Source organism: Bradyrhizobium sp. WU425 (assembly GCF_021052305.1).
Taxonomy (GTDB): Bacteria; Pseudomonadota; Alphaproteobacteria; order Rhizobiales; family Xanthobacteraceae; genus Bradyrhizobium; species Bradyrhizobium canariense_D.
Genome location: NZ_CP088089.1, coordinates 109917 through 124229 on the forward strand (window position 1 = coordinate 109917; position 14313 = coordinate 124229).

At 62.9% G+C, this 14313-nt stretch carries 15 protein-coding genes, 1 tRNA gene and 1 pseudogene; 11 read left to right on the forward strand and 6 right to left on the reverse strand.

Annotation, left to right across the window (positions count from 1 at the left end; all coding sequences use genetic code 11):
* Positions 1-39: 39 nt before the first annotated feature.
* Positions 40-678 carry a (d)CMP kinase gene (cmk, locus tag BcanWU425_RS00465; RefSeq protein ID WP_018455758.1) on the reverse strand — a complete coding sequence of 213 codons (639 nt, stop codon included), beginning with the start codon at positions 676-678 and terminating at the stop codon, positions 40-42.
* On the reverse strand, positions 675-2072 hold the full coding sequence (aroA, locus tag BcanWU425_RS00470; RefSeq protein ID WP_143273208.1) for a 3-phosphoshikimate 1-carboxyvinyltransferase: 1398 nt from the start codon (positions 2070-2072) through the stop codon (positions 675-677). Before aroA ends, cmk begins: the two co-directional genes overlap by 4 nt.
* A gap of 112 nt (positions 2073-2184) precedes the next feature.
* Here aroA and BcanWU425_RS00475 point away from each other — a divergent pair, with 112 nt between their 5' ends.
* The 3 genes and pseudogenes from BcanWU425_RS00475 to BcanWU425_RS00485 all read left to right on the forward strand — a co-directional run bounded on the left by BcanWU425_RS00475 (position 2185) and on the right by BcanWU425_RS00485 (position 3116).
* Entirely contained in the window at positions 2185-2595 is a 411-nt protein-coding gene (locus BcanWU425_RS00475) for a TIGR02300 family protein (protein ID WP_007598417.1), read from the forward strand.
* Positions 2596-2661: 66 nt separating this feature from the next.
* Positions 2662-2737 (forward strand) — tRNA-Ala (locus BcanWU425_RS00480).
* 135 nt (positions 2738-2872) lie between these two features.
* Positions 2873-3116 (forward strand): annotated as a pseudogene (locus BcanWU425_RS00485) (GIY-YIG nuclease family protein).
* Positions 3117-3132: 16 nt separating this feature from the next.
* On the opposite strand, the gene BcanWU425_RS00490 reads toward BcanWU425_RS00485, so the two are convergent.
* Positions 3133-3594: a MarR family winged helix-turn-helix transcriptional regulator gene (locus BcanWU425_RS00490; protein ID WP_018455754.1), complete on the reverse strand. Its 462-nt coding sequence runs from the start codon at positions 3592-3594 to the stop codon at positions 3133-3135.
* A 155-nt stretch (positions 3595-3749) separates the two neighbouring features.
* On the opposite strand from BcanWU425_RS00490, the gene BcanWU425_RS00495 reads away from it, so the two are divergent.
* The 8 genes from BcanWU425_RS00495 to BcanWU425_RS00530 all read left to right on the forward strand — a co-directional run bounded on the left by BcanWU425_RS00495 (position 3750) and on the right by BcanWU425_RS00530 (position 11011).
* Positions 3750-4175: an organic hydroperoxide resistance protein gene (locus BcanWU425_RS00495; RefSeq protein WP_007598424.1), complete on the forward strand. Its 426-nt coding sequence runs from the start codon at positions 3750-3752 to the stop codon at positions 4173-4175.
* Positions 4176-4350: 175 nt separating this feature from the next.
* Positions 4351-5568, forward strand: coding sequence for a CaiB/BaiF CoA transferase family protein (locus BcanWU425_RS00500; RefSeq protein WP_204513027.1), 1218 nt, complete (start codon positions 4351-4353; stop codon positions 5566-5568).
* A 220-nt stretch (positions 5569-5788) separates the two neighbouring features.
* On the forward strand, positions 5789-7105 hold the full coding sequence (gene ugpB, locus BcanWU425_RS00505; RefSeq protein WP_026233019.1) for a sn-glycerol-3-phosphate ABC transporter substrate-binding protein UgpB: 1317 nt from the start codon (positions 5789-5791) through the stop codon (positions 7103-7105).
* Positions 7106-7152: 47 nt separating this feature from the next.
* On the forward strand, positions 7153-8034 hold the full coding sequence (gene ugpA, locus BcanWU425_RS00510; RefSeq protein ID WP_018455751.1) for a sn-glycerol-3-phosphate ABC transporter permease UgpA: 882 nt from the start codon (positions 7153-7155) through the stop codon (positions 8032-8034).
* The gene (ugpE, locus tag BcanWU425_RS00515; RefSeq protein WP_007598587.1) at positions 8034-8882 is read left to right on the forward strand and encodes a sn-glycerol-3-phosphate ABC transporter permease UgpE; all 849 of its coding nucleotides are present in this window, start codon (positions 8034-8036) and stop codon (positions 8880-8882) included. The genes ugpA and ugpE overlap by 1 nt, the downstream gene beginning before the upstream one ends.
* A 5-nt stretch (positions 8883-8887) precedes the next feature.
* Positions 8888-9967, forward strand: a complete 1080-nt coding sequence (locus tag BcanWU425_RS00520) for a sn-glycerol-3-phosphate import ATP-binding protein UgpC (protein WP_204513026.1) — start codon at positions 8888-8890, stop codon at positions 9965-9967.
* A gap of 294 nt (positions 9968-10261) precedes the next feature.
* Positions 10262-10687: an Hsp20 family protein gene (locus BcanWU425_RS00525; RefSeq protein ID WP_027566176.1), complete on the forward strand. Its 426-nt coding sequence runs from the start codon at positions 10262-10264 to the stop codon at positions 10685-10687.
* A 51-nt stretch (positions 10688-10738) separates the two neighbouring features.
* Positions 10739-11011: a BQ00720 family protein gene (locus tag BcanWU425_RS00530; protein WP_007598581.1), complete on the forward strand. Its 273-nt coding sequence runs from the start codon at positions 10739-10741 to the stop codon at positions 11009-11011.
* Positions 11012-11176: 165 nt separating this feature from the next.
* Here BcanWU425_RS00530 and BcanWU425_RS00535 read toward each other — a convergent pair whose 3' ends face one another.
* The 3 genes from BcanWU425_RS00535 to ptsN form a co-directional block, all read right to left on the reverse strand.
* On the reverse strand, positions 11177-12199 hold the full coding sequence (locus tag BcanWU425_RS00535; RefSeq protein WP_085349906.1) for a glycoside hydrolase family 5 protein: 1023 nt from the start codon (positions 12197-12199) through the stop codon (positions 11177-11179).
* Complete coding sequence (locus tag BcanWU425_RS00540) at positions 12196-13596, reverse strand: O-antigen ligase family protein (RefSeq protein ID WP_231189592.1); 1401 nt, start codon at positions 13594-13596, stop codon at positions 12196-12198. The genes BcanWU425_RS00535 and BcanWU425_RS00540 overlap by 4 nt, the downstream gene beginning before the upstream one ends.
* A 183-nt stretch (positions 13597-13779) precedes the next feature.
* Positions 13780-14241 (reverse strand): PTS IIA-like nitrogen regulatory protein PtsN, encoded by a 462-nt coding sequence (gene ptsN, locus BcanWU425_RS00545; RefSeq protein WP_018455745.1) that lies wholly within the window; start codon positions 14239-14241, stop codon positions 13780-13782.
* Between the last annotated feature and the right edge of the window lie 72 nt (positions 14242-14313).

Sequence of the window (14313 nt, forward strand, 5' to 3'; positions counted from 1 at the left end):
AGAGCGGGAGCGGGCGCTTCCTCCAATGACGGCAGCGGCTTAACCCCGCGACCGGCCCGCTCGGACGGCCTCGATAATGTCGATGGCGGCCCGGACGCCGCCTTCTATATCCAGTTGGGAGTTATCTAGCAAGTAAGCATCCGGAGCCGGCTTCAGGGGGGCGATCGCCCGGTTCTTGTCGCGCTCGTCGCGCTGGATGATATCGGCGAGCACGGCCGCCTCGTCCGCCTCCTCGCCCCGCGCCTTGGCCTCCATGGTCCGGCGGCGGGCACGGACCTTGGGGTCGGCGACGACGAAGATCTTCACGTCGGCATGGGGGCAGATCACGGTTCCAATATCGCGCCCATCGAGCACGGCGCCGGGCGGATCGGCGGCGAATTGCCGCTGAAAGTTGATGAGGGCCTCGCGCACCTTGGGGATCGCCGAGACGATCGAGGCGCCCTCGCCGGCCTTCTGGGTCTTCAGGGCGGGATTGCCGAACTTTTCGGGATCGAGTTCCAGCGCCGCAGCGACCGCCGCCGCCTCGTCCCGGAGATCATGACCGGACTGCATCAGGGAATAGGCCACCGCGCGATAGATCACGCCGGTATCAAGGTGACGGTAGCCGTAATGGTGGGCAAGGCGCTTGCCGAGGGTGCCCTTGCCCGACGCCGCGGGCCCGTCGATGGCAATGATCATGAAAAATCGGCCCCAAGCGAACGCATCATCGGGATGAAATCCGGAAAACTGGTGGCGATGAAGGCGGTGTCATCGACGGTTACCGGCTGATCGGAGGCGCAGCCCATCACCAGCGCGGACATCGCGATGCGATGATCCATGTGGGTGGCCACCACGCCGCCGCCGGGAACGTGGCCGCGGCCTTCGACGATCAAATCGTCGCCGCAGACCTCGACCTTGACACCGTTGACGCGGAGCATGGCGGCGGTGGCCTCCAAACGGTCGGATTCCTTCACGCGCAGCTCCTGGAGGCCGCGCATGATGGTCGTGCCCTCGGCAAAGGCGGCCGCCACCGCCAGCACCAGATATTCGTCGATCATCGACGGTGCACGCTCCGGCGGCACCTCGACACCGCGCAATTTCGAGGCGCGTACCCGCAGCTTTGCCATCGGCTCGCCAGCGTCGCCACGAACTTCGCTTTCCTCGATCGAGGCACCCATTTCGCGCAGCGTGGTGAAAAGACCGGTGCGCAGCGGATTGGTCATGACGTCGGACAGGACGATTTCGGAGCCTTCGACGATCAGCGCAGCAACGATAGGGAACGCCGCCGACGAGGGATCGGCGGGCACGACGACATTGGCGCCATGCAGCTCCGGCTGCCCCACGAGCGTGATACGGCGGCCGTGCTGACCTTCTTGCACTGAGGTGATCTCGGCGCCGAAATGCTTGAGCATCAGTTCGGTGTGGTCGCGACTGGCCTCGGTCTCGATGACGGTCGTGGCGCCCGGCGCGGCCAGGCCCGCGAGCAGCACGGCGGATTTGATCTGGGCCGAGGCCACAGGCGTCTTGTAGGTGATCGGCAGCGGATCGCGCGCACCCTGGACGGTCAGCGGCAGACGGCCGCCCGCGCCGCCGGAGACGACCTTCGCGCCCATCTTTTCCAGGGGATCCAGGATCCGGCGCATGGGCCGGCTGCGCAGTGAGGCATCGCCGTCGAAAACCGCGGAGATCGGACAGCCGGCGACGGCGCCCATGACGAGCCGGCAGCCGGTGCCGGAGTTGCCGAAATCCAGCGGCGCTTTGGGCTCCGCGAAGCCTGCGACACCCACGCCGTTCACCTTCCAGGCGAAATCTCCGGTACGCTCGACCCCGGCGCCGAGCGCCTGCATGGATTTGGCGGTGTTAAGGACGTCCTCGCCCTCCAGGAGGCCCGAAATCCGCGTCTCTCCGACCGCGAGCGCGCCGAGGATGAGGGCACGGTGGGAGATCGACTTGTCTCCGGGCACCCTTACTTTCCCGGTCAGGGGACCGCTGGCGCGCGACTGGAGCGGCGTCGGCTTGTCGGAATCGGTCAAGTTTGTGTCCTTGGGTAGGCCCGAAACGTCCCTGTGGGACTCGCGGGGCAGGTACCACATGGTCTCCCCGCCGTCACGGGCATGTCGTTCTCCCGCAATGCGCTATTGACAGCGGGCCGCCAACTAGCCAAGTGAAGCACCGCTTTTCAGACATTTCCAGGATTCCTCTGCCGTGGCCAAGTCCGAACTCGGAACTAAACGTATTTGCCCGACCACGGGCAAAAAGTTCTATGACCTCAACAAGAATCCGGTGATCTCGCCCTATACCGGTGAAGTCGTGCCGATCGCGCCCATCGCGCCGGCTCGCGCACCCCGCGGTGCCGAAGCCCGTCACGCAGCCGCTGCCGCCGACGCCACGCCAGAGCCGGCGGAGGTCGAGGAGGTCTCGCTCGAGGAGGCCGATGCCGAGGAGAACACCGGCAAGGTCAAGGCCGTCGTGCCCGAATCCGAGGACGACATCGAAGTCGATGAAACTATCGAGGACGATGACGACGATGATTCGACCTTTATCGCCGACGACGAAGAAGGCGATGAGGACGTCACCGACATCATTGGTGATGTCGGCGGTGACGAAGAGACTTGAGATAATTCCAGAACTGTGGTTCTGGGTCTTTCCCGACGCGTCGCCCAAGGCGCGTCGGACGGTTAAGGGGCCATAGCTCAGCTGGGAGAGCGCTTGCATGGCATGCAAGAGGTCGGCGGTTCGATCCCGCCTGGCTCCACCACGCTTCGCCCTTCGGGCTACGCGTGGCGCAGCCGCGCGGAGCTCGAAGGGCGAAGCGTGGTGTCCGGCGAAGCCCGAAGGGCGAAGACGGACTGGTGAGACTCCCACGCAGCGGCTGCCCGGGCGATAATCGTCAATGTGGTACGTCTACATCCTCCGCAGCATCGAATTTCCCGAGCAGGAATACGTTGGGGCTACGGAAGATCTGAAGCGCCGGTTTCCAGAGCACAATGCTGGCAAATCCACCCACACTGCCAAGTTCAAGCCTTGGAAGCTGATCTGGTACTGCGCCTTCCCCTGACAAGCACAAAGCGCTCGCTTTTGAAGCCTACCTGAAGTCTCACTCCGGCCGAGCCTTCACAAAGAAGCGGCTGTCCTAAGAGCGCACCTCTAACCCTACTCCCCGATCACCGCATTCAACCGATCGCGCAACGCCACAATCTCGTCCTTCATCGCGACAAGCTCCGAGACCGAGCAGTCCGATGCCGCCAGAATCGATTGCGGCACGGCCCGCGCCTTGTCCTTCAAGGCCTGGCCCTGCGGCGTCAACGCGATCAGCACCTGACGCTCGTCCTCGCTCGAGCGCGTGCGCTTGACGAGGTGGGCCGCCTCGAGCCGCTTGAGCAGCGGTGTCAGCGTGCCCGAATCCAGGTGCAGCTTTTCGCCGATGCTCTTGACCGGCACGTCGTCGCGCTCCCACAGCACCAGCATCACCAGATATTGCGGATAGGTCAGGCCGAGCCGGTCCAGCAGCGGCTTGTAGACGCGGTTGAACGCATGCGCGGCGGAATAGACCGCGAAGCAGATCTGGTTGTCGAGGCGCAGCGGCGCGTCCGCTGCCGAATGTTTCCGGGGCATCGAGAATCTCACAGGACTTGCTCCATTCTGGGGCCGGCCGTCGCTACATTCAATTGCGAACAATTAAATGTGAGACGCTATAATTTCAATTGCGCGCAATCTAATTGCCTGCGATAAAGATGGCGCCCCCACCCCGAAAACACAGGGAGACAAAAATGTCAGTGAACGTCCTCTACAAGACCAGCGCAAAGGCCACCGGCGGCCGCGACGGCCATGCCGCGACCCTCGACGGCGCGCTCGACGTCAAGCTCACCACGCCGAAGGAGCTCGGCGGCGGAGGCGGCGCCGGCAACAATCCCGAGCAGCTGTTTGCTGCGGGCTATGCCGCCTGCTTCATCGGCGCGATGAAGTTCGTGTCCTCGCAGGGCGGCCCCAAGGTTCCGGCCGACGCCTCCGTGACTTCGACCGTCGGCATCGGCCCGCGCGCGGCCGGCGGCTTCGGTCTCGACATCGACCTTGCCGTCTCGCTGCCAGGCCTCGCCCGCGCGGAAGCCGAGGCGCTGGTCGAGAAGGCGCACCAGGTGTGCCCGTATTCCAACGCGACGCGCGGCAATGTCGACGTCCGCCTGACGGTGGTCTGACCGGTTTCGGTGAAGCGGCTGGCCCGGGATACCCCCGGGCCGGCCGCTTCCCTTTATTTGCCATCTCGCGGGATTGCGGCAAGCGGCCTGCATGACGCCCTACGCGCGAAGCCATTGCCGGCTCGGACGAACCTCGTTAGGCCTGTGATCACATCGACACAGGGGACGCGAAGGCATGACTGAAGCCGCCAGTTCTGGAGCTGCCATGGGTGCAATGAGCGGCCTGCGCGTCATCGATCTGACGCGCGTGCTCGGCGGCCCCTATTGCACCCAGATCCTCGCCGACCATGGCGCCGACGTGATCAAGGTCGAGCCGCCCGCAGGCGACGAGGTACGCGACTGGGGCCCTCCCTTCCACGAGGAAGACGCGGCCTATTTCATCGGCGTCAACCGCAACAAGCGCTCGATCGGCCTCGACCTCGCCTCCGAGGGCGGCCGGACCGTGCTGCTCAAGATGCTGGAGAGCGCCGACGTCCTGATCGAGAACTTCAAGCCGGGCACGCTGGAGAAATGGGGCATCGGCAACGAGGTGTTGCGGGAAAAATTCCCGCGCCTCGTGCATTGCCGGATCTGCGGCTTCGGCGCCGACGGCCCGCGCGGCGGCAATCCCGGCTATGACGCCATCATCCAGGCCATGACCGGCATGATCGCGGCGACCGGCTCGCCCGAGAGCGGACCGATGCGGATCGGCGTGCCGCTGGTCGACATCGGCACCGGCCTCTATGCGGCGATCGGCATCTTGATGGCGCTGTCGGAGCGGCAGCGCTCGGGCCAGGGCCAGTTCCTGGAGACCACGCTGTACGAGACCGGTCTCGCCATCATGCATCCGCACACCGCGAATTATTTCATGCATGGCAAGCCGCCGTCGCTCACCGGCAACGAGCATCCCAACCTCGTGCCCTATGCGATCTTCCCGACCAAGACCGACGACATCTTCATCGGCGTCGGCAATGACGGCACCTTCCGCAAGCTCGCCAAGGAGATCGGCAAGCCCGAGCTCGGCACCGATCCGCGCTTTGCGCGCAACAAGGATCGCATCGGCAATCGCGAGGCGCTGCGGGCCGAGCTTGCCGCCGTGTTCAGCCAGCAGGAGGCCGAGCCGCTGTGCAATCGCCTGCTCGCCGCGGGCCTGCCCGCCGGCCCCGTGCAGAAGATCGACCAGGCATTGACCAACCCGCACACGATCGCGCGCGGCGACATTATCGAGAAGGATTGGTACAAGGGCGTGGCGTCGCCGATCCGGCTCGACCGCAGCAAGCCGAGCCTGCGGCGCCTGCCGCCGAAATTCAGCGAGCACGCCGCCGAGGTCCTGGGCGAATTCGGCTACTCCAGGTCCGAGATCGACGCGATGGTCGAGCAGGGCACTGTCTGCGGCCCCGAGCGCAAGCGCTAGCGCCCTCGCCTTCCACATCCCACGGCAATGCCGCAGTGCGGTGCGGGCGCTCTGTGCACCGCGAACGGAGGACGCTGCGCGCGCGGCATTCGCCTATTTGACGGCTTCCCTTTTCCAGCGCTTGCCGCTTTCGTTTCGGCCGCTTACACAGTCATGTGAACGTCATATGGCGCTGCTAGCGCAAGCGATCATTTTTGACGGCCCAAGGGAGGTTTACTTGATGGCTCTTCGACATTTTGGAGCGGCTGCCGCTATTGCACTCACGGTTGGACTATCGGCCTCGCCGGCCTTGGCCGTGACCGAAATCCAGTGGTGGCACGCGATGACCGGCGCCAACAACGACGTCATCGTCAAGCTCGCCACCGACTTCAACGCGTCGCAGAGCGACTACAAGGTGATCCCGACCTACAAGGGCAACTATCCCGATACGATGAACGCCGGCATCGCGGCGTTCCGCGCCGGCAACGCCCCGCACATCATGCAGGTGTTCGAAGTCGGCACCGCGACCATGATGGCCGCGACCGGCGCCGTGAAGCCCGTCTACAAGCTGATGGCCGACGCCGGCGAGAAGTTCGACCCCAAGATCTACCTGCCCGCCATCACCGGCTATTATTCGACGTCGAAGGGCGAGATGCTGTCCTTCCCTTTCAACTCGTCCTCGACCGTGATGTGGGTGAACCTCGACGAGCTGAAGAAGGCGAACGTAGAGATCCCGAAGACCTGGCCCGAAACGTTCGAGGCCGCCAAGAAGCTGAAGGCTGCCGGTCATGACACCTGCGGCTTCTCGGGCTCCTGGATCACCTGGGTCAATCTCGAGCAGCTCTCGGCGTGGCACAACGTGCCGCTCGCCAGCAAGGCCAACGGCCTCGACGGCTTCGACACCGTGCTCGAGTTCAACGGACCGCTTCAGGTCAAGCATCTCGAAACCCTGGTCGAGCTGCAGAAGACCAAGACCTATGACTACGCCGGCCGCACCAACACCGGCGAGGGTCGCTTCACCTCCGGCGAATGCCCGATCTACCTGACCTCGTCGGCGTTCTTCGGCAACGTCAAGGCACAGGCCAAGTTCAACTTCACCGCCGTGCCGATGCCGTATTATCCGGACGTCAAGGGCGCGCCGCAGAACTCGATCATCGGCGGCGCTTCGCTGTGGGTGATGGGCGGCAAGTCGGCCGAGGAATACAAGGGCGTCGCGAAATTCCTGACCTTCCTCTCCGACACCGATCGCCAGGTCTACATCCACAAGGCCTCCGGCTACCTGCCGATCACCAAGGCGGCCTACGCCAAGGCGAAGGAAGAAGGCTTCTACAAGGATCAGCCCTATCTCGAGACCCCGCTGCTCGAGCTGACCAACAAGGAGCCGACCGAGAATTCGCGCGGTCTGCGCCTCGGCAACATGGTGCAGCTGCGTGACGTCTGGTCGGAAGAGATTGAGCAGGCGCTGGCCGGCAAGAAGACCGCCAAGCAGGCGCTCGATGCCGCCGTCGAGCGCGGCAACACGATGCTGCGGCAGTTCGAAAAGACCGCCGTCAAGTGAGGCAATGAGCGGCAGGCCGCGACCCGGCCTGCCGCTCTGCTGGCATCATGCAAAAGCAAGCCATCTTCCAGTCAAGACTGTTACCGTACGCGCTGGTTGCGCCGCAGCTCGCGATCGTCCTGATTTTCTTCTATTGGCCGGCCCTGCAGGCGGTGATCCAGTCCTTCCTGCTCCAGGATGCGTTCGGTCTGTCGACCACCTTTGTCTGGTTCGAGAATTACGTCGAGCTGTTCAAGGACGCAGCCTATTTCGAGGCGATCGTCCGGACCTTCTTGTTCTCGTTCGCCATCGCCGTCTCGTCGCTGTCCTTTGCGCTGCTGCTCGCCGTGATGGCGGACAAGCCGCTGCGTGGCTCGATGCTCTACCGCACGCTCCTGATCTGGCCCTATGCGGTGGCACCGCCCGTGGTCGGCGTGCTCTGGATCTTCATGCTGCATCCCTCGCTCGGCGTGCTCTCGCGCTATCTGCGCAATATGGGCGTCGACTGGAATCCGCTGCTCGACGGCGACCAGGCCGCGGCGCTGATCATCCTCGCCGCCGCGTGGAAGCAGATCTCCTATAATTTCCTGTTCTTCCTCGCCGGCCTGCAAGCGATCCCAAAGAGCGTGTTCGAGGCCGCCGCGATCGACGGCGCCCGTCCGATGCGGCGGTTCTGGACCGTGACCTTCCCGTTGCTGTCGCCGACCATCTTCTTCCTGCTGGTGGTCAACATCGTCTACGCCTTCTTCGACACGTTCGGCATCATCGACACGATGACCCGCGGCGGCCCCGGAACGTCGACGGTCACGCTGGTCTACAAGGTCTATTCCGACGGCCTGCTGGGCGGCAATCTCGGCAGCTCGGCGGCGCAGTCGGTGATCCTGATGGTCATGGTCATCGTGCTCACCGGAATCCAGTTCCGCTTCGTCGAACGCAAGGTGACCTACTGATGGTCGAGGAAGAGGGCTTCCGGCGCTACATCGCCCACATCATCCTCTGGATCGGGATCGCGATCGTCGCCTTCCCCGTCTACATCGCGTTCGTCGCCTCGACCCAGGACAACGCGCTGATCGCCAACGGGCAGATGTCGCTGCTGCCGGGCGGTCATTTCTTCGAAGTCTACTACCAGACCATCTTCGTCGGCACGAGCGGCTCGACCCGCGAGCCCGTCGGCAACATGATGCTGAACTCGCTGGTGATGGCGCTGCTGATCGCCGTCGGTAAGATCGCGATCTCGATCATCTCGGCCTATGCAATCGTCTATTTCCGCTTTCCCTTCCGGATGCCGATCTTCTGGATCATCTTCATCACCCTGATGCTGCCGGTCGAGGTGCGCATCTATCCGACCTACAAGATCGTCGCAGATCTGCACATGCTCGACAGCTATGCGGGCCTGTCACTGCCGCTGATCGCCTCGGCCACCGCGACGCTGCTGTTCCGCCAGTTCTTCATGACCGTCCCGGACGAGCTGCTGGAAGCCTCGCGCATCGACGGCGCCGGTCCCTTGCGCTTCTTCTGGGATACGCTGCTGCCGCTGTCGCGCACCAACATGGCGGCGCTGTTCGTGATCCTCTTCATCCTCGGCTGGAATCAATATCTCTGGCCGCTGCTGATCACCACCCGCGACGACATGCAGACCATCCAGGTCGGCATCCGCAAGATGATCACCACCACCGACGCGCTGACCGAATGGCCGATCGTGATGGCCACGGCCGTGCTTGCGATGCTGCCGCCGGTGTTCGTCGTCGTCGTGATGCAGAAACTGTTCGTGCGCGGACTCGTGGAGACGGAAAAGTAAATCCCATGGCTAACGTCACTCTGCGCAACGTCCGCAAAACCTATCCCGGCGGCTTCGAGGCCATCAAGGGCGTCAACGTCGATGTCGGCGACGGTCAGTTCTGCGTGCTGGTCGGGCCCTCCGGCTGCGGCAAGTCGACATTGCTGCGCATGGTCGCGGGCCTCGAAACCGTCACCGGCGGCGAGATCGACATCGGCGGCCGCATCGTCAACCAGATCGAGCCCGCCGACCGCGACATCGCGATGGTGTTCCAGAACTACGCGCTCTATCCGCATATGAGCGTGTTCAACAACATGGCCTACGGCCTGCGTAACCGCGGCATGAAGGAGGCTGAGGTCAAGACCCGCGTCGACGAAGCCGCGCGCGTGCTCGAGCTCACCTCGATGCTGGAGCGCAAGCCGCGCCAGCTCTCCGGCGGCCAGCGCCAGCGCGTCGCCATGGGCCGCGCCATCGTGCGCCAGCCGAAGGTGTTTCTGTTCGACGAGCCGCTCTCCAATCTTGACGCCAAACTCCGCATCGCGATGCGGGTCGAGATCCGCAAATTGCAGCGCCGGCTCAACACCACGTCGATCTACGTCACCCACGACCAGCTCGAGGCGATGACGCTCGCCGACATTCTCGTGGTGATGAATGGCGGCCAGGTCGAGCAGGTCGGCAATCCCTTGGCGATCTACGAGAAGCCGGCGACGACTTTCGTCGCCTCCTTCATCGGCGCGCCACCGATGAATCTGATGTCGATTCGCGCCGACGAGATCAAGTCGCAGCTCGGCAGCACCGACGCCGGCATCCTCGGCATTCGCCCGGAGGATTTCGTCATCACCGACCAGACCCCGGCCGGCGGCGTCGCCCTTCCGCTCACCGTGGAAGCGATCGAGCGCGTCGGCGCCGAAACCTTCGTTTACGGCACGCGGGCCCAGGACGAGCAGCGCATCGCCGCCAACCCCGGCGAACTGCCGCCCGGCGAGGTCATCGTCCGCATTCCCGGCTCAGAGGCGCCGCCGATCGGCGAGAAGATCCGCGTCGCAGCAATGCGCCAAAAGCTGCATCTGTTCAGCGGCGATGGGCGGACGCGGATCGAGGCCTGACCGGGTTCCGCTGGGCCGTCGATTAAAAAACGCGAAAACAACCCCACGCACAGTAGAAGGGGGTTTGTTTTTGTTGAGAAAAATCACACCGCAATTTCGTCGGGCCGGCTTGTGGCAGGCGTTTCGCGCCATGGCGACAAGTCAGCTTTTGTGCATGGCAGAGCGGGTGAGCTGCCAGTCCACAGCCCCGGCTACGTCCTTGAACCCACACGCGGATATGCCCATATTGCTGATCAAGGGGTGCCTGTACGGGCCCTGATGCACCAAAGTCGCTTCGAGAGGACTTTGTAAACTATGTCTCGTGTTCCCACGCTTTCCAGTCCCTTCCTTCTGGGCTTCGACGAGATCGAGCGCGTGCTCGATCGGGTCGTCAAAGGCGCCGACGGTTACCCTCCCTACAATATCGAGAGGTGCGACCGGTCGGAGGGCCAGCCCGAGCGTCTGCGAATCACGCTGGCGGTCGCCGGATTCACCCGCGACCAACTCGATGTAACCATTGAGGAAAACCAGCTCGTCATTCGCGGGCGGCAGCAGGACGACAAGTCCCGGCAATACATCCATCGCGGCATCGCCGCGCGCCACTTCCAGCGCACTTTCGTGCTGGCGGAGGGGATGCTGGTGCTGGGTGCGGATCTGAAGAACGGATTGCTGGCGATCGATCTTGCCCGGCCGGAACCGGAGAGGATCGTTAAGACAATCGCTATCAATGAGCACGAATAATGGAACGAGTAGCGGACTCGACCGCTTAGTTTCGAGAGAGGAGTCGAGACCATGAGTGAAGGTCACGTTGCGTTCGAATACGAAGCCAAGAACGTCTCGCCGGAGACGCTGGCAACCCTCGGCGAAGGCCATATCGCCTATGTGAAGCAGATCCGCTCTGAGGATGTGCCGGGCCTGTTTCCCGAAGCGCCGAAGATCGCGCCGGGCCTCAAGCTCTTCGCGCTCCACGCCGCCGACGGCACGCCGATCATGCTGACCGACAGCCGCGAAGCCGCAATCGCCAACGCCTGGAGCAACGAGCTGCAAGCGGTGAGCGTGCACTGAGCACGCGCGCGTCGCACGAATAGGGTTTCAAGCGGGCATGCCTTCGCAGGAAGGCGTGCCCGTTTGCTTTGGGGGATCCAGAATCTTTCCGTGGCAAGATTTTGGATTGCTTCGCTCGCTCGCAATGACGCAGTGTGCGGCGATGGCTCGCGTCCCGGATGCACCTCAACGCCCGGCCGGAAGCAGTGCCCGCAGGATGTCCGGCTTCCAGGCTTGACGCGCGCTGTCGAAGGCCGCGAAATCATGATCGAACTGCCAATAGGCCCAAGCCCAGCCAAGCCGCTCTGCGCTCCGCGCCACGAATGACAGATATCTGGTCCGTGCTTCGGCTGGAGCGGCCTCGTACACGCCGAACTCGCCGAGATAGATCGGGCGCTTTTCTCTTTGGGACCAGGACCGAATCTTCTCGAAATCGGCGCGGGCCTTCTGTTTATCCTCCGGGGTACCCCAGTCGAGCGGGCCGATTCGCGAGAATGTGGGCGACCACGGTGCGCCCTGATGGGTGAAACGGATCGGCGCGTAATAGTGAAACGTGACGATCAGATTCCGGTCATCCGACGGCAGGACCAGGTCCTCGACCGGCATCTCGTCGACGTTGAGAACCGAAGCGATGACCGTCCGCCGGGGATTGGTGGCGCGGATGATGCTGAGGCACTCGTTCAGAAGGCCGTTCCAGCCGGTGGACGACATCTGCCCGCCCGGCTCGTTGAGGACCTCGAAGACAAGTGCTGGATATTTCCCGGCATAGCGCGCGGCGATTTGGGTCCAGAACGATTTCAGCTTGTCTGTGCACTCGGAGATGTCGCGCTGACAAACATGGGTATCGTGCTCGTCCAGGATGGGGATGAGATTTCGGGCGAGCACTTCCTCGATGACGCCATCGAGCCGCCTCAAGACGACTTCATCCATTACCTTCTCCGGATTCATGAATTTAAAGCCGAAGAAATTGATCCGAACGTGCGAGAACCCGGCGCGTCTGATCGCAGTGAGGTTGTCCAGACGAAATGGCGCGTTTCGGCCTCCCTCCCAGACGCCGTCGTAGCCGAGGATGTTGATGCCGCGCCCCAATTTTGGAGCAGGGGGCGTGTTGGCCTGTCCGGCTGCCTCGGTCCGGAAGCAGATCGGAAGCACGGATAGTGCCAAGACAAGACGAAAGGCTATCGTCCAGCGGACGCGGATGGCATTCATCCTGTTTGCCCCGTCATTGCTGCAGGCCCCTGCTGGGGCACCGGCCTGCACACTGCGAAGAAGAATGCGACGAGCAGCACCGACGTGAACATTGTCGAGCGAAGAAACATCGTCTCCGTGAAGTTCGATTGAAAGCTCAGGACGACGAAGCCGATGATCAGCGCGCAGTGATACCGATCGATCGACCGGGTGGCGATCAAATAGAGGACCTTTTCCGAGAACAGATAAACGCTCGTGACGAACAGCAAATATCCCAGAAATCCAGTTTCAATCGCGACCGCGATGTAACCGCTATGATAATTGTCGAGCACCCAGCCATGATTCTGGTTGAAATAGTCGTAGATCGCCGGGCGCGTCCAGAATCCGTTGATGCCGAAGCCCAGCAGCGGCGCATCGTTGAAATGGCCGATGGCGTACTGCCAAATGAAGGTCCGCTCGGTCAAATCGACGGTCGCCTCGCCGAGATGGATGGAATCGTACCCCGTCACGTAAAAATACAGCATCAGCAGAGCGGCCAGGATGCACATGATGAATGGCAACACCGCATAGATTTTCATGCAGCGGATCGACCACATGGAAGTCACGAGCAGCCCGCCCGCCGCGAATGCGACAGCGCCGGCACCACGCGACTCCGAGGCGATGACGCAGGTCGATGCCAGAACAAGCGACACGAGGAATGCAATCCATCCCTGCCCCGTGATCTTCTGATAACAGGCAAAGAACATCAGATATGCGCTGATAAAGCCGAGCGTCTGCTTCGATTCGTAGATTCCTTGCCACTGGCCGTTGTGCATCCAGCTCTGGTCGACGCCGATCTCGGGCACGAAGACGGCGCACAACGCCGAGGCGGCGACCAGAACGAACAGCCCGAGCGCCGTGGATCCGACGATCTCGTCGATGTCGATACGCGTGATGAGGCAATACGCACCGAAAGTCGTCACCACAAGTGCAACGCTCTTCATGATCGCTGCGATGGAAAGCGTGGTCCAGAGAACGGAAATGGCCGCGAGGGCATAAAATGTGACCAACGCGATGAGATCTGGATTGGGCTGGATCCGGACCCGCGGCCGTACGAAGACACTGGCATAGATCGAGACGATCCACATCAGCAGCGCGACCGCCTGCTGCACATAGCTCCACTCTGAAGGTAGTAATGCGGGGTGAAGAACACCCATTGATGCGATCACGTTGAGGGTGATCGAGCTGCGGATCACGTTTCTGGCCAGCCGTTCCACGCCGGCGCTTGGCGCTTTCCAGATCGCGCTTTCATATGCATCGGAGTCCGCTGCGGTATGCAGTCCGGCGCCAAGCTGACCGCCCTGAAGCACGGCCGCGGGCCGCTCTTCCGCCCCGGCACCGATGTGCAGCGGCGCCCTTCCATTCCCTGTCACGTGCACTCAGTCCATAACGGCGAACGGCCCTTAACGATGTGAGGGCCGCCCCCTATGCCCTACGTCTCATACGGGAAGATATTCGCGTCTTCTACCTTCGAGCTCAAGATGAGCATGACGAGATTGCTGCGCGCCGCGTAATCCAGGTGCCAGAATCGATCGGGCCTTATCCTGCAAGAAGGAGGGGAGTTACGCCGCGGTCGCCGGCGGCAGCGCGAGCACCGAATAGATCGCCTGGGCATCGCGCGAGGCGCGGAGCTTCTTGGCGATGTCCTGGTCGCGGAGCAGGCGGGCGATGCGGGCCAGCGCCTTGAGGTGATCGGCACCGGCGCCTTCGGGGGCGAGCAGCAGGAAGACGAGATCGACCGGCTGGCCGTCCATCGATTCGAAATCGATCGGGCGATCGAGGCGGGCGAACATGCCGAAGATCTTTTCCAGCTTGGGCAGCTTGCCGTGGGGAATGGCGACGCCGTAGCCGACCGCAGTGGTGCCGAGCTTCTCGCGTTGCAGGAGTACCTCGAACACGGAACGCTCGTTCTGCCCGGTCAACTCGGCGGCCTTGGCCGCGAGTTCCTGAAGCGCCTGCTTCTTGCTGTTGACCTTCAATGCCGGGAGAATCGCCTCGGGCGCGACCAGATCGGTAATCGGCATGGAAGTTTTCCGAGGTGAATGAAAACGTCAGGTTCCGAATTGGCCAGCCTGGACAAAGAACCAGGCGGGCCG